This is a genomic window from Paraburkholderia phenazinium (assembly GCF_900142845.1).
GTDB classification, from domain to species: domain Bacteria; phylum Pseudomonadota; class Gammaproteobacteria; order Burkholderiales; family Burkholderiaceae; genus Paraburkholderia; species Paraburkholderia phenazinium_A.
In genome coordinates this window covers 2,361,349-2,380,157 of record NZ_FSRU01000002.1, presented here as the reverse complement: position 1 = coordinate 2,380,157, position 18,809 = coordinate 2,361,349, and the positions used below count along the sequence as shown (strand labels likewise).

At 64.0% G+C, this 18,809-nt stretch carries 14 protein-coding genes and 1 tRNA gene; 11 read left to right on the top strand and 4 right to left on the bottom strand.

All coding sequences use genetic code 11. The annotated features are described in order from the left end of the window. The first annotated feature begins 122 nt into the window (after positions 1 to 122). From BUS12_RS27615 to BUS12_RS27600, 4 genes are all read left to right on the top strand, one after another. Positions 123 to 1,550, top strand: a complete 1,428-nt coding sequence (locus BUS12_RS27615) for an aminotransferase-like domain-containing protein (protein WP_074300556.1) — start codon at positions 123 to 125, stop codon at positions 1,548 to 1,550. 168 nt (positions 1,551 to 1,718) lie between these two features. Continuing rightward, positions 1,719 to 2,957 (top strand): MFS transporter, encoded by a 1,239-nt coding sequence (locus tag BUS12_RS27610; RefSeq protein WP_074300555.1) that lies wholly within the window; start codon positions 1,719 to 1,721, stop codon positions 2,955 to 2,957. Between the two features lie 849 nt (positions 2,958 to 3,806). Beyond that, positions 3,807 to 5,531 carry a ubiquinone-dependent pyruvate dehydrogenase gene (gene poxB, locus BUS12_RS27605; RefSeq protein WP_074300554.1) on the top strand — a complete coding sequence of 575 codons (1,725 nt, stop codon included), beginning with the start codon at positions 3,807 to 3,809 and terminating at the stop codon, positions 5,529 to 5,531. Between the two features lie 256 nt (positions 5,532 to 5,787). Further along, positions 5,788 to 7,173: an amino acid permease gene (locus BUS12_RS27600; protein ID WP_074300553.1), complete on the top strand. Its 1,386-nt coding sequence runs from the start codon at positions 5,788 to 5,790 to the stop codon at positions 7,171 to 7,173. Positions 7,174 to 7,244: 71 nt separating this feature from the next. On the opposite strand, the gene BUS12_RS27595 is transcribed toward BUS12_RS27600, so the two are convergent. Then, the gene (locus tag BUS12_RS27595) at positions 7,245 to 9,212 is read right to left on the bottom strand and encodes a sigma-54-dependent Fis family transcriptional regulator (protein ID WP_074300552.1); all 1,968 of its coding nucleotides are present in this window, start codon (positions 9,210 to 9,212) and stop codon (positions 7,245 to 7,247) included. Between the two features lie 441 nt (positions 9,213 to 9,653). On the opposite strand from BUS12_RS27595, the gene BUS12_RS27590 reads away from it, so the two are divergent. From BUS12_RS27590 to BUS12_RS27575, 4 genes are read left to right on the top strand one after another with little or no spacing between them, the layout of a single operon-like run. Continuing rightward, a complete protein-coding gene (locus BUS12_RS27590; RefSeq protein WP_074300551.1) occupies positions 9,654 to 10,718 on the top strand; it encodes an ATP-NAD kinase family protein in 1,065 nt (354 codons plus the stop codon). A gap of 43 nt (positions 10,719 to 10,761) precedes the next feature. Beyond that, on the top strand, positions 10,762 to 11,745 hold the full coding sequence (locus BUS12_RS27585) for a thiamine pyrophosphate-dependent dehydrogenase E1 component subunit alpha (RefSeq protein WP_074300550.1): 984 nt from the start codon (positions 10,762 to 10,764) through the stop codon (positions 11,743 to 11,745). Between the two features lie 38 nt (positions 11,746 to 11,783). Continuing rightward, complete coding sequence (locus BUS12_RS27580; RefSeq protein WP_074300549.1) at positions 11,784 to 12,788, top strand: alpha-ketoacid dehydrogenase subunit beta; 1,005 nt, start codon at positions 11,784 to 11,786, stop codon at positions 12,786 to 12,788. Between the two features lie 3 nt (positions 12,789 to 12,791). Next, positions 12,792 to 13,904 carry an acetoin dehydrogenase dihydrolipoyllysine-residue acetyltransferase subunit gene (locus BUS12_RS27575; RefSeq protein ID WP_074300548.1) on the top strand — a complete coding sequence of 371 codons (1,113 nt, stop codon included), beginning with the start codon at positions 12,792 to 12,794 and terminating at the stop codon, positions 13,902 to 13,904. Positions 13,905 to 14,063: 159 nt separating this feature from the next. Here BUS12_RS27575 and BUS12_RS27570 read toward each other — a convergent pair. Then, positions 14,064 to 14,148: transfer RNA gene (locus BUS12_RS27570), tRNA-Leu, on the bottom strand. A 140-nt stretch (positions 14,149 to 14,288) separates the two neighbouring features. Next, positions 14,289 to 15,674, bottom strand: a complete 1,386-nt coding sequence (gene hemN, locus BUS12_RS27565) for an oxygen-independent coproporphyrinogen III oxidase (protein WP_074300547.1) — start codon at positions 15,672 to 15,674, stop codon at positions 14,289 to 14,291. Between the two features lie 270 nt (positions 15,675 to 15,944). Between hemN and BUS12_RS37915 the strand changes: the two genes are divergently transcribed. The 3 genes from BUS12_RS37915 (at position 15,945) to BUS12_RS27555 (ending at position 17,832) form a co-directional block, all read left to right on the top strand. Beyond that, entirely contained in the window at positions 15,945 to 16,232 is a 288-nt protein-coding gene (locus BUS12_RS37915; protein WP_083640749.1) for a YkgJ family cysteine cluster protein, read from the top strand. A gap of 99 nt (positions 16,233 to 16,331) precedes the next feature. Then, the gene (locus BUS12_RS27560; RefSeq protein ID WP_074300546.1) at positions 16,332 to 16,916 is read left to right on the top strand and encodes a DUF1439 domain-containing protein; all 585 of its coding nucleotides are present in this window, start codon (positions 16,332 to 16,334) and stop codon (positions 16,914 to 16,916) included. A gap of 79 nt (positions 16,917 to 16,995) precedes the next feature. Then, a complete protein-coding gene (locus BUS12_RS27555) occupies positions 16,996 to 17,832 on the top strand; it encodes an undecaprenyl-diphosphate phosphatase (protein WP_074300545.1) in 837 nt (278 codons plus the stop codon). Positions 17,833 to 17,920: 88 nt separating this feature from the next. On the opposite strand, the gene trmB is transcribed toward BUS12_RS27555, so the two are convergent. Then, the gene (trmB, locus tag BUS12_RS27550) at positions 17,921 to 18,715 is read right to left on the bottom strand and encodes a tRNA (guanosine(46)-N7)-methyltransferase TrmB (RefSeq protein ID WP_074300544.1); all 795 of its coding nucleotides are present in this window, start codon (positions 18,713 to 18,715) and stop codon (positions 17,921 to 17,923) included. Positions 18,716 to 18,809: the final 94 nt, after the last annotated feature.

Here is an 18,809-nt window from a genome sequence, read left to right as displayed (position 1 = left end):
ACGAGCAACTCAATCGCTTCAATTAAAGTAAATGACTGCATGCAATGTCGTGATATTGAATGCGTATCATGTTAATGACACCCATGGCAGAGCAATGCCACCAAGAAGGAGACCGTCGCATCATGGCGATGAACGCGTGGCTGCCCCGGATCGAAGCGGGCAGTGATCCGAAATACCAGGTCATTGCGCGAGCGTTTGCGCAGGCGATCCTCAACGGCCAGTTGCCGGCGGGCGAAAAACTGCCGCCGCACCGGTCGCTCGCCAGCGAACTGCATGTGACCACCGGCACCATCAGCCGCGCGTACGCCGAGCTGGAACGCCAGGGGCTTGCGAATGCGCGCGTCGGCGACGGCACCTACGTGGCGCAGGCCCGTGCGCGGGAGATGTCGTCCGGCGCGGCACATGGCATGTTGCGGCCGGGCATGCCGCAGCCCCCGGCGCTGATCGATCTGGGTCAGAACGTGCCGCAGTCCACTGGAGAGGCGGCGGCGCTGTCCGCGACGCTGCATGAGATCGCCAACGACGAGCGGCTTGCCGCCGAATTGCTGCAATACGCGCCGGAGGCGGGCTCGATGCGGCATCGCCTGGCGGGCGCCGCATGGCTTGGCCGGGCGGGCAGTCCGGCGAGCGCGTCGCGCGTGCTGGTCACGCAGGGCGCGCAGCACGCGCTGGCGTCGGTGCTGCGCGCGGTCGCGCGGCCGGGCGATACTGTGCTGGCCGAAGTGGTGAGCTATCCGGGCATCATCGCGCTGGCGCGGCAACTGCGGCTGCATCTGGTGGGCGTCGAAATCGATGCCGAAGGTCTGGTGCCGGCCGCGCTCGAACTGGCGTGCAAGTCGCTGCATCCGCGCGCCATCTTCTGCGTGCCGACCATCCACAATCCGACCACGGCGACGATGTCGAGCGAGCGGCGCGACGCCGTCGCCGCGATCCTGCAGCGCCATGGCGTGCTGCTGATCGAAGACCTCGTGCCGGCCATGTTGCTCGACGCGCCACCCGAACCGCTGGCGACGCGTTTGCCGGATCAGTCGTTTCTGATTGCGGGCTTGTCGAAGTCCGTTGCGCCGGGTTTGCGTGTGGGCTATCTGCAGGCGCCGCCGGCCTGGTGTTCGAAGATTGCGGCGGTGATTCGCAGCGATTGCTGGATGACGGCGCCATTGATGGCGGAAGTGGTGTCGCGCTGGATCGAGAACGGCGAGATGGAGCGGTTGAACGGCTTGCAGCGCGCGCACATCGAGACCCAGCACGAGGTGGCGAGCGAGGTGCTGAAGGGTGTGGCGTACCGGCATGCGGAGACCAGCTCGCACCTGTGGCTGCCGCTGCCGGAACCGTGGCGCGCGGCGGAATTCGCGGCGGCGCTGCGTCACGAGGGTGTACTCGTCAAGACGGCGGACAGCTTCGTGATTGGGCGCAACGCTGCGCCGCACGCGATTCGCGTCTGCATGACCGGCGCGCCGTCGCGCGAAGCGCTCGCGCGCGGGTTGTCGATTATTCGGACGACGCTCGATCATGGGCTTGAGAGCGGCATGGCTTCGTCGTATGCGCCCTGAGCGAATGAAGCGTGCGCGGTGCCCATTGCGCCTTCGGCGTCCCCGGCGTCTTAACCAGGCGAAGCGTTAAAGGCTCGCGACGACGTCCCGTCAATAACAGAGCAAGAAGCGGGGCGTACCGCGCGGCCGAAGCGGTGACGATGACCTCATTGAAGCCGGAGGTCATCGATGCGTATTCCTGTTCCCCATTCCGTTGTCAGACTGCCGGCCGCGTTCCAGCGGCTTGCGTGGTCGAACCTCGTGGCGCAGTCTGCCGAGCAGATCAGCCTGGCCGCGGCGCCGCTCGTCGCAGTATTCGCACTCAGCGCGAGCGCGCGCGAGACCGGTTTGCTGCAGACCGCACAGACCTTGCCGTTCCTGCTGCTGTCGATTCCGTTCGGTGTCTGGGCCGACCGCCGCTCGCGTCGAACCTTGATGGCGCTTGCAGAGGGCATGCGGGTGATTGCGATGCTGAGCGTGCTGTTGCTGGTGGGCTTGCATGGGTTGACCTTGCTGTGGCTTGCCGCGCTCGGGTGTCTGGGCGCAACGGGCACGGTGGCGTACAACGTGGCGGCGCCGTCGCTGGTGCCTTCGCTCGTGTCGCGCGAGTCTTACGCTGTCGCGAATGGGCGGCTCGAATTGGCGCGCAGCGCGGCGTATTCAGCGGGACCAGCGCTCGGCGGGATGCTGGTGGGCTGGATCGGCGCGGGGTGGGCGTATGGCTGCGCGGCGGGGCTGTCGGCGTTGGCGGTGGCGTTGCTGGCGGGGTTGCGCGAGCCGCCGCGCGCGCAGACGGGGCAACGGCATTTCCTGCGTGAGTTGCGTGACGGCACGCGTTTCGTGCTGCGTGATGCCTTGTTGCGTCCGATGATCGCTACGGCGGTGTTTTTCAATCTTGGTTTTTTTATGTTGCAGGCGGTGTATGTGCCGTATGCGGTGCATCGGCTTGGGCTGACGGCGTCGGCGGTGGGGGTGACGTTGGGCGCGTATGGGGTTGGCATGGTGTGCGGGGCGTTGGCAGCGCCTTCAATCGCGGCGCGGATCAGGTTTGGACGGGTGCTGACGATTGGGCCGTTTTGCGGGTTGCTGGCTTCGCTGGTGATGGTGGCGACGTTGATCGTGCCGTCGTTCTGGTTGGCAATGCTAAGTTTCTTTTTGCTTGGGGTTGGGCCGATACTTTGGGTGGTGGGGTCGACGACGTTGCGTCAGGCTATTACTCCCGATGGGATGATGGGGCGGGTTTCGGCGATCAATAGTACCGCTACGTATGGGGCGCGGCCGGTTGGGGCGCTTCTCGGTGCGGGTGTTAGTGGGTGTTGGGGGATGGAGGTTTGTCTTTTGGTCGCGGCCGGCGCGTTTTTTGTTCAGGTTTTCATTATTGTTGGGTCGGCTGCTGCGCGGCTTGATGGCGTGCCGGAGGGGGGGTAAGGGTGGGGTTTTTGCCTGCGGCGCCTTGGTTTTGGCGTTGTTCCTGCGGCGTTGGCCTCTCCTTGCTTTCTTAGCGGTCTATTAGCTTCGCCCCTGTGCGGGGCGGCACTTACTTTCTTTGCCGCCGCAAAGAAAGTAAGCAAAGAAAGCGGGCTGCCACCGCTAGCCCGTAGTGAGCCATCCCGGTCTTCCACCGGGAACGGCCCAAAACGAGACCTGCTATCGCGTTTCCACCGTTCGTGACACAGCGCTCATCCATCCCGCCTTCGCACTCCGTGCGCAGCGGATGGGTCCACACCATGGTGGCACGCAAGTGTGAACTGCCAATGCTTACATTGAAATGTTTGGATGCCTAAATAGCGTACGGCACGGTACAACAGATCTTCGGTACGCCTGTCACGTCTCGTCTCGTCTCACTTATGATTAGGCATCGAAACATTTAACGCACATACCTTACGTGTTCACACCCGCATCCCACCCCTAGCAGACCCTTCCGCCGCGCACGCAGTGCGCTGGCGGGATGAATGAGTGCTGTGCCACTTACGCGGGTGGTGCGAAAGACTGTCTTGTCTCGGACCACTTCGTGGTCGCATGAGCGGTGGCTCACTACGGGCTGGCGGTTGCAGCCCGCTTTCTTTGCTTACTTTCTTTGCGGCGGCAAAGAAAGTAAGTGCCGCCCCGCACAGGGGCGAACCTAATAGACCGCTAAGAATGCAAGGAAAGGCCAACACCCCAAGAAAACAGCCAAAAACAAGGCGCCGCAGGCAAAACCCCGGTCCCAAAGGACAAAACCCCCAAACCTGTACGACAATAGACCCCACCTGCCCCCCCACCCTGCGGAGCAAACCCATGCCCACCCAGACCATCGCAGACTACCTGGCAAAAACCCTTCACGCAGCCGGCGTCGAACGAATCTGGGGCGTGACCGGCGACAGCCTGAACGGCCTCTCCGACAGCCTCTATCGCCTCGGGTCGATCCGCTGGATGCACACCCGCCACGAAGAGGTCGCCGCCTTCGCCGCAGGCGCCGATGCCGCCGCCACCGGCAAACTAGCTGTCTGCGCCGGCAGCTGTGGCCCCGGCAACCTGCACCTGATCAACGGCCTGTACGACTGCCATCGCAATCACCAACCGGTACTCGCCATCGCGGCGCATATCCCCTCATCGGAAATCGGCCTCGGCTACTTCCAGGAAACGCATCCGCAAGCGCTGTTCAAAGAGTGCAGCCACTACGTCGAACTGGTGACGAACCCATCGCAGTTCCCGCGCGTACTCGCCACCGCGATGCACACTGCGATCGAGCAGCAGGGCGTCGCAGTCATCGTGCTACCCGGCGACGTCGCGCTCGCCGAAGCACCCAATGAAGCGCCCGCCTGGTCCGGCGCATCGGCGCCCGCCACGCTGTTGCCCGCCGCCGCCGATATCGACCGCCTCGCCACGCTCCTGAATCAAGCCGAAGGCGTCACGCTTCTGTGCGGCAGCGGTTGCGCCGGCGCACACGACGAAGTCGTCGCGCTCGCCGACGCGCTCGGCGCGCCAACCGTCCACGCGTTGCGCGGCAAACAGTACGTCGAGTGGGACAACCCTTACGACGTCGGCATGACCGGCCTGATCGGCTTCAGTTCCGGCTACTACGCCATGATGTCGTCCGACATGCTGGTCATGCTCGGCACCGATTTCCCCTATCGCAACTTTTATCCGTCGCACGGCAATATCGTGCAGATCGATCGCCGTGGCAGCGCGCTCGGCAAGCGCGCCCCCCTGAAGATGGGACTGGTCGGCGATATCAAGCCCACCCTGCAGGCGCTGCTGCCGAAGCTCACGCGCAAGACCGATCGCGATTTCATCGAGCGTGCCCGCACTCATTACTTCGCTGCGCGCGTCACGCTCGACGATCTCGCGCGTCCCTCGGATCCCGGCAAGCCGATTCATCCGCAATACCTGACGAGCATCGTCGACGAAGTGGCCGACGAGGACGCCGTGTTCGCCGTCGACGTCGGCACGCCAACGCTATGGGCCGCGCGCTATCTGACCATGAACGGCAAGCGTACCCTGCACGGCTCGTTCAACCACGGCTCGATGGCGAACGCCATGCCGCAGGCGCTGGGTGCGAAAGCGGCGCAGCCGAACCGGCAGGTGATCTCGCTGTCCGGCGACGGCGGCCTGTCGATGCTGCTCGGCGATCTGCTGACCGCCCGTCAACTCGATCTGCCGATCAAGGTGGTGGTGTACAACAACAGTTCGCTCGGCTTCGTCGCGATGGAGATGAAGGCCGGCGGTTACCTCGATAGCGGCACCGATCTCAGCGCCACGGATTTTGCAGCTATCGCCCAGGCCGCCGGAATCTACAGCGTGCGTGTGGAGGATTCCGAAGCAATTGGCGATGCACTGCGCGATGCCTTCGCGCATCCCGGGCCCGCGTTGATCGATGTGGTCATCGCGAAGCATGAGCTGGCGCTGCCGCCGAAGATCCAGTGGTCCCAGGCCAAGGGCTTCAGCCTGTACATGTTGCGGGCAGTATTGAACGGTCGCGGCGACGAGGTAGTGGAACTGGCGAACACGAATCTTCGCTAGCGGCCCCTGCGGCGATGCGATGTCGCATGGCGCGCAAATGCTTGCAGCGAATGCACGCCACAAACGCACGCCACAAACGCACGCAGCCAAGACGTATGAATCACGAGGCATAAACGTCATGCGAAACGGGACGAATCTCGCGCCACGGGTTCCTCCCAGTACGTGGGTCATAGCGGACACGCTAAAATCTTTGGCTTTGCCAGCTCAAACCATCAGTTTGTCTGGGTGATCGACATCCCTACAGTGGGGCGCAATTTTGAATAGTCCACAGCAGCAAGAAGGCCTAGAAGGCCTGAAGCGCGGGCTGAAGAACCGTCATATCCAGCTCATCGCGCTGGGCGGGGCGATCGGCACGGGCTTGTTCCTCGGGTCGGCTAGCGTGTTGCAGGCAGCCGGGCCGTCCATGATTCTCGGCTACGCAATAGGCGGCATCATCGCCTTCATGATCATGCGGCAACTCGGCGAGATGGTCGCGCAAGAGCCCGTGGCCGGTTCGTTCAGCCACTTTGCCTACAAGTACTGGGGCGATTTCCCGGGCTTTCTGTCGGGCTGGAATTACTGGGTGCTCTACGTGCTGGTCAGCATGGCGGAGTTGACGGCGGTCGGGACCTACGTGCATTTCTGGTGGCCGGGTGTGCCCACCTGGGTATCGGCGCTGGTCTGCTTCGTGGGCATCAACGCCATCAATCTGGCTAACGTGAAGGCCTACGGCGAAACCGAATTCTGGTTTGCGATCATCAAGGTGGTCGCGGTGATGGGCATGATCCTGTTCGGCGGCTATCTGCTGATCAGCGGCCATGGCGGTCCGCAAGCATCGATCACCAACCTCTGGGCGGATGGCGGTTTCTTCCCGCACGGTTTCCATGGCCTCTTCATGATGCTGGCCGTGATCATGTTTTCGTTCGGTGGCCTCGAGTTGATCGGCATCACGGCGGCTGAAGCGGACGAACCGCGCAAGAGCATTCCGAAAGCGGTGAATCAGGTGATCTACCGGATTCTGATTTTCTACATCTGCTCGCTGGTGGTGCTGCTGTCGCTGTATCCGTGGAATCAGGTCGCCGCAGGCGGCAGCCCGTTCGTGATGATCTTCTCGCAAATCGGCTCGACCCTCACGGCGAATATCCTCAACGTCGTCGTGTTGACGGCTGCGCTGTCGGTTTACAACAGCGGCGTGTACGCAAATAGCCGCATGCTGTACGGCCTCGCGGAGCAGGGCAACGCGCCACGCGCGCTGATGAAGGTGGACCGCCGCGGCGTGCCGTATCTGGCGATCGGCCTGTCGGCGCTCGCTACGTTCACCTGCGTAATCATCAACTACGTGATTCCGTCGGAAGCGCTCGGTATGCTGATGGCGCTGGTCGTGGCAGCGCTGGTGCTGAACTGGGCGCTGATCAGCCTCACGCATCTGAAGTCGCGCAAGGCGATGATGCAGGCCGGAGAGACGCTGGTGTTCAAGTCGTTCTGGTTCCCGGTTAGCAACTGGATCTGCCTCGCCTTCATGGCAATGATCCTGGTGATTCTGGCGATGACGCCGGGGTTGTCCGTATCCGTGTGGCTGGTGCCGGTCTGGTTGCTGGCGATGTGGGTCGGCTATGTGGTGAAGCGTCGGCGGGCGGGGGCCGTGGTTCACGCTACGCGCTAACCGTCGATATGCTTCTGCGGGGTGACGGCCTGAGTATCCAGGCGGTGCCTCGCGATACGCGTCAACCGCGTTCAACTACGGTGCGGCCCCACGATCTCCAGTTTGGCAATTCGCCGGTACAGGGTGGCCCGCGAAATCCCCAATGCCTGCGCTGCGGCGTTGGGCCGCCATTGATGTCGCGTGAGCGCTTCGACTATGCGCGTGCGTTCGTCGCGCGAGTCGTATTGTGGCGGCAACATTGCGGGCAACGTCCGATTGCCCGCAGCCTCAGGATCGAGCCGTGCCGCGACGTCAGGCGCAACGTGCCGCATTTCGACCCGCGACGAATCGCAGATCGCACACGCATACCGCAGCACATTGCGTAACTGCCGGATATTGCCCGGCCACGCGAAGCTCGCGAGGCGCTCGGCGAGCCGCGGGTCTATCGTCAGCACGTGGCCGGCCATTTGCGCTTCTTCGTCGAACACGGCAGCGATGACATCGCGGATATCCGCGCGCTCGCGCAGCGGCGGCATCGGCAAACAGGCGCCACTTAGACGGTAGTACAGGTCCTCGCGAAACGATCCTTCGGCAACCATCTGCGCGAGGTCGCGATGCGTTGCGCAAATCACGTCAATGTCGACACGTACCGGCGCATCGCCGCCCAGCGGCATCACCTCGCCTTCGGCCAGCACGCGCAGCAAGCGCGTTTGCAGATTGAGCGGCATATCGCCGATTTCGTCGAGAAAGAGCGTGCCGGTATGCGCCTGCGCAATCTTGCCGCGAGCGCCGCGGCTGCGTGCGCCGGTAAACGCGCCGGGGGCGTAGCCGAACAATTCACTCTCGATCAGCGACTCCGGAATTGCGCCGCAATTTACCGCGATGAATGGCCGCGTGCGTCGTGCGCCCGAATCGTGCGCCGCACGGGCGAAGACCTCTTTGCCGACACCCGTTTCGCCGAGAATCAGAATCGGCAGCCGCTTGCCGATCAGCCGCATCGCCACGGACGCGTTGTGTGCGATGCGCGAGTCCGCGCTCCCCAGAAAACGGCTCAGTGCGCCAACCTGCAGGTGGTCGTGGGCGCTGTTGGGCGACAGCCGGGCAGCGCCAACCGCTGCGCTGGCCGATGTCCGTGAAGCACGTTTGAGCGGCGCGCGAATCCGCGCATAGAGCGTCGATCCGGTTGCGCGCAGACGCAAACAGACAATCGCATCCGTGCGGGCGACATCGTGCAGATGCACGTCGGCAGTGTCGAATACGTCGTCGATATGACGTGGGCCGTTCAAGGCTGGAATGCATTCGCGCGCTTTGCGATTCGCGGCGACCAGGTTGCCGCTTTCGTCGAAGGCGATCAGCACCTCCGGTTGCGCCTCCACGAAGTTGCGGCTCGCGTGCCCGAACAGCATCCAGTGCTGCGTGGTTTGATTGAGGAAGTAACCGTCTTCGATCAGCCCCGCGCTTTGCCGCACCAGTTGAAACACAAGCCGCTGGCTGTCGCGGTTGTCCGGCGAGCGAACCGCGGAGGCGTCGAGCACGCCGATCATGTCGCCGGTGGGCGCAAAAATGGGCGCGGCGCTGCAGGTCAGCGTCGTGAAGGCCGCACGGAAGTGATCGGTCTTGTGCACGGTGATGGGCGCGAGATCGGTCAGCACGTTTGCCACGCCGCAGGTGCCTTCTTCGCGTTCGGACCAGCACGATCCGATATAGAGCCCTGCGTGCTTGAAATCGCTGCGCCGCTCGCGGTCGATACGGTAATCGATGGTGACCCCGTGAGCGTCGGTGAGCATCACGCAATAGTCGGCCACGCGGATCATGTCGTGCAGACGCGTCAGACACTGGCCCGAGGCGCGCAGGAACGCTTCCTCCTTGCCCTGTACGTCGCGCAATTCCGCAGACGTGAGGACGCGCGGTCCAATCACGGCGCCCGGATCGAGCCGGTACTGTTCGAACGAACGCTGCCATGACGAGACGAGCCGCGCGGAATCCGCGGGCGCGGGCAAGCGCCCTTCGATAGCGCCGCGCACGCGCTCGACATGCTGGTTTTGCGAAACGTAAGGCATGGTCGGCTCCAGTCGAGCGACACACAGTCAGTTCAGGCTGATCTTGTAGCACATCCAGCAGCATCAATCACACTGCAATGCAGCATGCGAGACGCGTGAGACGTTCGTCTCATCGGTGCCTGAGACGCGGTCGCTGAGCGCTGCAAAGCAGGCGTTATATGGCTCAACGCGACGCTGCCCGGTTTGCCTGTCTCGCCACGACGCGCGTTCATGGTCCGCTTGAGACGCGCGGCGCGTTGCGTCACGCCGCGTTCGACGTGGCCCGCACACTCGCTACTAACAGAAGAGCCCTTTAAACAAGGCACTTTCACGGGGCATCGTGCTCGTTTGGAAACATTGGCACACGCTTTGCAGTGTCTCGCTCACGACAAACGCGCGTTCATTCGAAGACCGCGTGTCGAATAAAACGTCCGCATATCCCGTGGACAGGAGACAAGCACAGTGCCAGCGCCCTTTACCGTTGGTGTGATCGCGAACCCCGCATCGGGACGCGATATACGCCGCCTGACCAGCTACGCGTCCGTGTTCCCGACTTCAGAGAAAGCCAACATGGTGGTGCGTTTGCTGGCGGGACTCGGCGCGCTGGGCGTCGATCGTGTGCTGACGTTGCGCGATCGCACCGGCGTCGCTGCGCTGCTGTTGCGCGCGCTCGACACCCATGCGGCGGTGGGTGCGCAGCAGCGCTGGCCCGTGGTCGATTTCATCGATCTACCGATCACCGACAGCGTCGCCGACACGCATGCAGGTGTCGCCGCGATGCTGCGCGCCGGTGTGGAACTGATCGCGGTGCTCGGCGGCGACGGCACGCATCGCGCGGTGGCCGCGCATTGCGGCCGGGTGCCGCTCCTGACGTTATCGACCGGCACCAACAACGCCTTCCCCGATCTGCGCGAGGCGACCGTCGCCGGACTCGCCGGCGCGCTGGCGACCTCCGGCGCCGTGCCGGCCGAGGTGGCCTTCACGCGCAACAAGCGGCTCGTGGTGCGCTGCGTCGCCGGTCCCAATCGCGGCCGCTCGGAGATCGCGCTCGTAGATGTCTGCGTGAGCCGGCAACGCTTCGTCGGCGCTCGCGCGATCTCCGAGCCGTCCGATATCGAAACGCTGTTCCTCACCTTTGCCTCGCCCGACGGTATCGGCCTGTCGTCGATCGGCGGCGCGTGGGCGCCGGTCGAGCGTACGGCGGCGCATGGCCTGCATCTGCGTTTCGCGCGGCACGGCGAATCCGGCGTGCCGCTGGTCGCGCCGATCGCGCCGGGCCGCGTCGAGCGGGTGCTGATGCGCACCTGCGAGCGTTTCGAAGTCGGCGGCTGGATGCCGCTCGAGACGGAGCGCGGCACGCTCGCCTTCGACGGCGAGCGCGAAATCGAACTCGAGCGCGGCGACCAGTACGAAATCTCGCTCGACTGGGACGGACCGCTCACCGTCGATGTCGAACGCACGCTGCGTTACTCGGCGTCGCGGCAACTGGTTCGGGAAGTGGCAAATGGCGTTGCACAGCACACGTAGGTAGCGGTGGACAGACAGGGCATTCATTTCAAGGAGACACACCATGTCGGTTTCAACGGATTTGAGCAAGGACGAATTGCTGAAGGCGTATCGGATGATGCGTACGATCCGCGAGTTCGAGGAGCGCCTGCACGTGGAGTTCGCAACCGGCGAAATACCCGGTTTCGTGCATCTGTACGCGGGCGAAGAGGCGTCGGCGGTCGGCACGATGCTGCATCTGAACGACGCGGACTATGTGGCGACCACGCATCGGGGCCACGGGCATTGCATCGCCAAAGGCGTGGACGTGCGCGGCATGATGGCCGAGATCTACGGCCGCAAAACCGGGGTGTGCCACGGCAAAGGCGGCTCGATGCACATTGCGGATCTGTCGAAGGGGATGCTCGGCGCGAACGGCATCGTCGGCGCGGGCGGCCCGTTGATCTGCGGGGCGGCGCTCGCGGCCAAGTACAAGAAGTCCGGCGGCGTGGGCGTGTGTTTCTTCGGCGACGGCGCGTCGAATCAGGGCGTGATCTTCGAGTCGATGAACCTCGCCTCGGTGTGGCGCTTGCCGGCGATTTTCGTGGCGGAGAACAATGGTTACGCGGAAGCGACGTCGTCGACGTGGTCGGTGGCGACCGACAACATCGCAGACCGCGCGAGCGGCTTCGGCATGCCGGGCGTGATCGTCGACGGCTTCGATTTCTTCGCGGTGCACGAAGCGCTCGGCGAAGCGATCGAAAGGGCGCGTCAGGGCGGCGGCCCGACGCTCGTCGAAGTGAAATTCTCGCGTTATTTCGGCCATTTCGAAGGCGATGCGCAGACTTATCGCGCGCCCGGCGAAGTGCAGAAACTGCGCGACGAGAAAGACTGCCTGAAGCGTTTCGAGGAGCGCGTGGTGCGCGCGGAGATGCTCACCGCGGCTCAGTTGCGCGGCATCGATGCGGAGGTGAAGAGCTTGATCGACAGCGCCGTGAGCGAAGCTAAAGCCGCGCCGTTGCCCACCGCCGAGGACCTGTTGAGCGACGTGTACGTGTCCTATCCGTAACGCATCCGTTGCATACCTAAACGATCCAGGAGATAGACATGGCACGCAAAATCACCTTCTCTCAGGCAATCAACGAAGCACTGAGTCAGGAAATGGCCCGCGATGAAACCGTCATCGTGATGGGCGAGGACAACGCCGGCGGCGCCGGCTCGCCCGGCGAGCAGGATGCATGGGGCGGCGTACTCGGTGTGACGAAAGGCCTGTTTCACAAGTATCCGGGCCGTGTGCTCGATACGCCGCTCTCCGAGGGCGGTTATATCGGCGCGGCAGTGGGTGCGGCGGCGTGCGGCATGCGGCCGGTGGCAGAGTTGATGTTCATCGATTTCATGGGCGTCTGCTTTGACCAGATCTTCAATCAGGCCGCGAAATTCCGTTATATGTTCGGCGGCAAGGCGGTCACGCCGGTCGTGATTCGCGCGATGCAGGGCGCCGGCTTGCGAGCGGCCGCGCAGCATTCGCAAATGTTGACCTCGCTGTTCACGCATATCCCCGGTTTGAAAGTGGTGTGTCCGTCCACGCCTTATGACGCGAAAGGCCTCTTGATTCAGGCGATCCGCGACAACGATCCGGTGATCTTCTGCGAGCACAAGCTGCTATACGGACGCGAAGGCGACGTGCCGGAAGAGTCGTATGCGATTCCGTTCGGCGAAGCCAATGTGGTGCGTGAGGGTAACGACGCGACGATCGTCACGTATGGGCGCATGGTGCACTACGCCACGGAGGCCGCGGAAAAACTCGCGAAGGACGGCATCGACGTGGAGGTGATCGATTTGCGCACCACCTCGCCGCTCGACGAGGAGACGATCCTCGAGAGCGCCGAGCGGACCGGCCGCGTGGTGGTGGTCGACGAAGCCAACCCGCGCTGCTCGATGGCCACCGACATTTCCGCACTGATCGCGCAACGCGCGTTTCATTCGCTGAAGGCGCCGATCGAAATGGTGACCGCGCCGCATACGCCCACGCCGTTCGCCGGCGTGCTCGAGGACATGTACATCCCGTCGGCCCAGCAGATTGCCGACGCCGTGCTGAAAGTGCGAGGCTAAGCGATGCCGATTCATATGATTACGATGCCCAAGTGGGGCCTGTCGATGGAGCACGGACAGGTGAACGGCTGGCTCAAGGCGATCGGCGACCGGGTCGCCAAAGGCGATGAGATCCTCGACGTGGAGACGGACAAGATTGCGTCGGGCGTCGAATGTGCGTTCGACGGCATCTTGCGGCGGCAGATCGCGCAGGAGGGCGACACCTTGGCCGTCGGCACGTTGCTCGCGGTGGTGGCCGACGCCGAAGCCGGCGAGGCCGAGATCGATGCCGCGGTGGAAGCGTTCCAGCGCGACTTCGTGCCGGCCAGCGCGGAAGCGGGCGAAAGCGGGCCACAGCCTGAGAAAGCGCAGATCGGCGGACGCACGGTGCGCTATCTGAAGCTGGGCGAGGGCGGCACACCCGCGGTGCTGATTCACGGCTTCGGTGGCGATCTGAACAACTGGCTGTTCAATCACGCCGATCTCGCCGCGCATCGCACCGTGTGGGCGCTTGATTTGCCGGGTCACGGCGAGTCGGGCAAAGCCGTCGAGAGCGGCAGTGCGCAGGAGCTGGCGGATGCCGTGATCGCGTTCATGGACGAGCGCGGCATCGAACGTGCGCATCTGATCGGCCATTCGATGGGCGCGCTAGTGGCGATGACGGTGGCCGATCAGGCGCCCACGCGCGTTGCTTCGCTCTCCTTGATTTCCGGTGCGGGTCTGGGCAAGGAGATCAATGGCGCTTACATCAACGGCTTCACGGAAGGCAGCAATCGCAATGCGCTCAAGCCGCAACTGGCGAAGCTGTTCGCCGATCCGTCGCTCGTCACGCGTCAGCTCGTGGAGGATATCGTCAAGTACAAGCGGCTCGAAGGCGTGCAGGAGGCGTTGCGCAAGATTGCTGCGTCCGCATTTGAGGGCGACGCGCAGCGCGCGGGCTATCGCGACCGGCTGGCGGGGCTCGCGCCGCGCGTCCTGGTGATCTGGGGGGAGGGCGATCAGATCATCCCGGCTTCGCATGCGCAGGGACTGCCGGGCGAGGTCCGCGTGCATGTGCTAGGGGGCAAAGGGCACATGGTGCAGATGGAAGCGGCGTCGGAGGTGAATCGTTTGCTGAACGAGTTTCTGGAGGGGTGAGATACGCGCCGTGCCGCGGGGCGGGCACGGGTGTCGCTGCGCCTGGGCGGTTTGCCACGCGCGGCGGCAACAAACTTGCGCGGAGTCCCTTGAAACAACAAACCCCACAGGCACGAGGCTCTTGCGGGGTTGGGAGTAGAACTTGACGAAACGATTGACTGGTGCCCAGGGCCGGACTCGAACCGGCACGCCTTGCGGCGGGGGATTTTGAGTCCCCTGCGTCTACCTGTTTCACCACCTGGGCTTGTCTTGCGACACGTGCGCATAAGGCTGCGCGCGGCGGGAAACGCAGATTATGTCCGAAAACGCCGCGCCGGGCAAGTTCGCCTGGTGACAATCGGCTTCCCGGGCAGAATCTGCGACCGGTCTGCACTTACCCGCCCCTCAAACCGTCCGTGAAAACCGCTCTATGGTCTGCTGCCCAAGATACCGGTCGAACACCATTGCGATGTTGCGCACCAGCATCCTTCCGGCCATCAATACTTCGAGCTTGCCGACGCCGAGCGACACTAGCCCGTCCACCGCAAACCCGCGCAAGCGTTCCAGTTCCGGGGCGAACGTCTTGGCGAAGCGGATGCCATACGCCGCTTCGAATTCATCGAAGCGCAGTTCGAGGTTGCACATCAGTTGCGTGATGATGTCGCGCCGCAAGCGGTCGTCGGCGGTCAGCTTCACACCACGCGCGATCGCGAGGCGGCCGGCGTCGATCGCCGCGCCGTAGCCCGGCAGATCCTTGGCGTTCTGCGCATACACGTCGCCCACCTTGCCGATCGACGACACCCCAAAGCCGATCAGATCGCATTCCGCCCGCGTGCTGTAACCCTGGAAATTGCGCTGCAAGGTGCGCTGTTGCTGTGCGCGCGCCAGCTCGTCGGTGGGTAGCGCGAAATGATCCATGCCGATGTACACATACCCCGCGCTCGTCAGACGCTCCACCACCAGCCGCAGGATCGCCAGACGCACGGCGGGTGAGGGCAGCGCGGTGGCGTCCATTTGCCGCTGCATCTTGAAGAGCTGCGGCATGTGCGCATAGCCGAACACCGACAGCCGGTCAGGCGCGAGCGCGAGGATGGTGTCGAGCGTGCGGCTGAAGCTGTCGACGGTTTGATGCGGCAGTCCGTAGATCAGGTCGACGCCGATAGAGTGAAACCCCGTCGCGCGTGCGGCGCGCATCACCGAGGCTGTCATCTCGAGCGGCTGGATACGGTTGATGGCCTGCTGGACCAGCGGATCGAAGTCCTGCACGCCGAGGCTCAACCGGTTAAAGCCGAGCGTGCGCAGATGCACGATGGTCTGCGCCGATGCCTCGCGCGGGTCGACTTCAATCGAAAACTCGCCGGACGCATCGGGACTCAGCGTGAAGTGCCGGCGGGTGGCCGCCATCAACTCGCTCATTTCGTCGTGCGACAGGAAGGTCGGCGTGCCGCCGCCCCAGTGCAGTTGCGAAACCGGCCGCGAGGTGTCGAAGCAGGCCGCTTGTAACGCGAGTTCGCGCTTGAGGCGGTCGAGGTAAGGGCGCGCGCGTGCGCGGTTTTTCGTCGCCACCTTGTTGCAGCCGCAATAGAAGCAGACGGTGTCGCAGAACGGAATGTGGAAGTAGAGCGAGAGATCCGTCGCAGAGGCGCCCGGATCGGCCGCGGCGCGCCGGTAGTCGGCCGGATCGAAATTGTCGCGGAACTGAAGGGCGGTCGGATAGGACGTATACCGTGGACCGTTTGCGCTGTACTTGGCGAGCAGGTCGGGGCGGAAGAGCGTGTCGGCGTGGGTCATGGGCGGCTCGGTGGGCGCCACGCCGGGGAGTGCGACAGAGACCTGCGGGTCGGCTAGACCGGATGGAACGGGACAGGCGCCTCTTGAGCGTGGCCTTTCGTATGTGTCCAAGTTTACGGGAGCAGTCATGCTCCGCATTGTGTAAAAAGGTCGCACGCGGCGCAGTGGCACAATGCAGGGTTGGCGTGCCGCATGGTTACGGCCAGCGAGTGTCGATGCGTTTCAGGAAGTTTCAGGAAGAGTGTGGTGACTGTCGAATCTCCGTTTAACGTGGTGGGTCATGCGTGCCGTCCGGATTGCGGGGCGTGCTGTATCGCGCCGTCAATCTCGAGTCCGATTCCGGGTATGCCACACGGCAAGCCGGCGGGGGTGCGCTGCGTGCAGCTCGGCGACGACCTGCGCTGCGCCATCTTCGGCCGGCCCGAGCGACCGGCGTGCTGCTCCGGCCTGCAGCCGCAGGCCGAGATGTGCGGCACGACGCGCACCGAGGCGCTCGCCTGGCTCACCCGACTCGAAACGCTGACGCAGCCCGCCGCGCACGGCCTGCTGCACGGCTGAGTCAGCCCTGCTTCTCATGTGCCGCTTACCCTGCTGCCGCGTTCACTGACAACCATGGTTCGATCCCCGCAACGGGGCTGCTTCAACAGGAGAATGTGCATGACTCAACCCGTTGCGCCGACCCGGCGCCGATTCCTGCTCGCGGCCAGTGCGGCCGCGGCCATCACGCTGTCGCTGGCGGCTTGCGCGGCGTCGACCTTTCCGTTCATCCCGTCGCATTACACGTTCTCGCAGCAGCAGGTGCAGGAGGCCGTGCAACGCAAATTCCCGTATCAGCGCACGATTTCGCAGGTCTTCGACGTTGCGCTGACCAACCCCGTCGTCGGCTTCCTGCCGGATACCAACCGCGTTTCGGTGCGGCTCGATGCGCATCTCGCGAGCCCCTTCCTGCGCCAGCCGGTGGATGGCGTGTTCACGTTGTCGAGCGAACTCGCCTATGACGAGGCGAGCAAGTCCGTGGTGCTGAAGTCACCGAACGTCGACAGCGTCAATGTCAGCGGCGGCGCCCAGGCCTACACGCAGCAGATCAACGCCGCCGCGGCGCTGCTCGCCACGCAGTTGCTGACCAACTATCCCATCTACACTTTCAAGCCCGAACAGTTGCAATTTGCGGGCGTGAACTACGAACCCGGTACAATCACCATCCTTACAAACGGCATACGCGTGCAGATCGTCGAGAAATGACGCGCGCGCGGCCGCCAGGGCCGCGCGTTGCAGGCGGGACCAGCCCTGATTCGACAACCGTGGGCGATGAGGGGGATGGATGGACTGGTTACTGGCTGGCAAGGCGCTGATACTCGGGGTCGTCGAAGGCCTGACGGAATTTTTGCCGGTATCGAGTACGGGCCATTTGATCGTCGCGGGCAGTCTGATCGACTTCACCGGCGATCACGCCAAGACCTTCGATGTGGTCATCCAGCTCGGCGCGATTCTGGCCGTGTGCTGGGAGTATCGCCGGCGGATCGGCAGCGTCCTTACCGGTTTGCCTTCGCGGCCCGATGCACGGCGTTTTGCGCTCAATGTGGCGATCGCGACGATTCCAGCGGTCGTCCTCGGTCTGCTGTTCGAAAAGGCCATCAAGGCCGAACTGTTTTCGCCGCTGCCGGTTGCCTATGCGCTGGTGGTGGGCGGTCTCGCGATCCTGTGGGCGGAGGCGCGGCAGCGCGCTCGCGGTGTTGTGCCGCCGCGCGTGCAGTCGGTGGATGCCCTGAGCCCGCTCGATGCGTTGAAGGTGGGTCTGGCGCAGTGCTTCGCGCTGATTCCGGGCATGTCGCGCTCCGGTTCGACCATCATCGGCGGCATGCTGTTCGGCCTCGAGCGGCGCGTGGCCACCGAGTTTTCCTTTTTCCTCGCCATGCCGATTATTTTCGGCGCGACGGCCTTCGAACTGTTTCGCGGCTGGCGTCTGCTATCAGCGGATGCGCTGGGGCTGTTCACGCTGGGTTTCGTCGCCGCGTTCGTCAGTGCGTTCGCTTGCGTGCGCTGGTTGCTGCGCTACATCGCGGCGCATGACTTCACGGTGTTCGCGTGGTATCGGATCGCCTTCGGCTTGCTGATCCTGCTGCTGGGATATAGCGACGCGCTGGACTGGTCGGAGTAACGCGCTCGTTCCTGAACCCCTTGAGCCGGAAACAAAAAGGTCCGCGTGAGTGCGGACCTTTTGACGTTGATGGTCAACGCGCGAGTGCTTAACTGCCGTTGCGCCGCTTGAAGACCAGATCCCAGACACCGTGGCCGAGCCGCAGGCCGCGGCGCTCGAATTTCGTCACCGGACGGTACTCCGGGCGGGGCGCATAGCCGTCGGCGGTGTTTTCGAGTGCGGGGTCCGCGCCCAGCACTTCGAGCATCTGTTCGGCGTAGTTCTGCCAGTCCGTCGCGCAGTGAAGATACGCGCCCGGCTTTAGGCGCGATACCAGCAGCGCGACGAACTTCGGCTGAATCAGACGGCGCTTGTGATGCCGCGCCTTGTGCCACGGATCGGGGAAAAAGATGTGCACGCCGTCGAGGCTGTCCGGCGCGATCATCTGCTCGAGCACTTCAACCGCGTCGTGCTGGATGATGCGGATGTTCGACAGTGACTGCTCGCCCATCAGCTTGAGCAAAGCGCCGACGCCCGGCTCGTGGACTTCGACGCCGAGGAAATCGTCGCCCGGGCGATGCGCGGCGATTTCAGCCGTCGTCGCACCCATGCCGAAGCCGATTTCCAGCACGCGCGGCGCCTGTCGGCCGAACAACGTGTCCCAGTCGGGCTGCTGCGGCGTGTAGGGCAGCACGAAGCGCGGACCGAACTCGTCCATCGCACGACGCTGGCCGGTCGAGACACGCCCGGCGCGCGTGACGAAGCTGCGGATGCGGCGCAAACGCAGGGCTTCTTTCGGATCGGTCGACTCGCTTGTTGCGTTGGCCGCGTTGGCTTCGTTGCTGTCTTCGGCGGTGTGGGAGGGCTCGCCTGGCTGGCCGGCTTGGTTCGGATCGTGGATCATCTTCGATGGCTACAAAGGTAGCGGCAAGAGTGAGGGCGGCAGGAGCGGCGCAGCGTGCACCGGAAGGCGCGACAGCAGCGATGCCCTACATTAC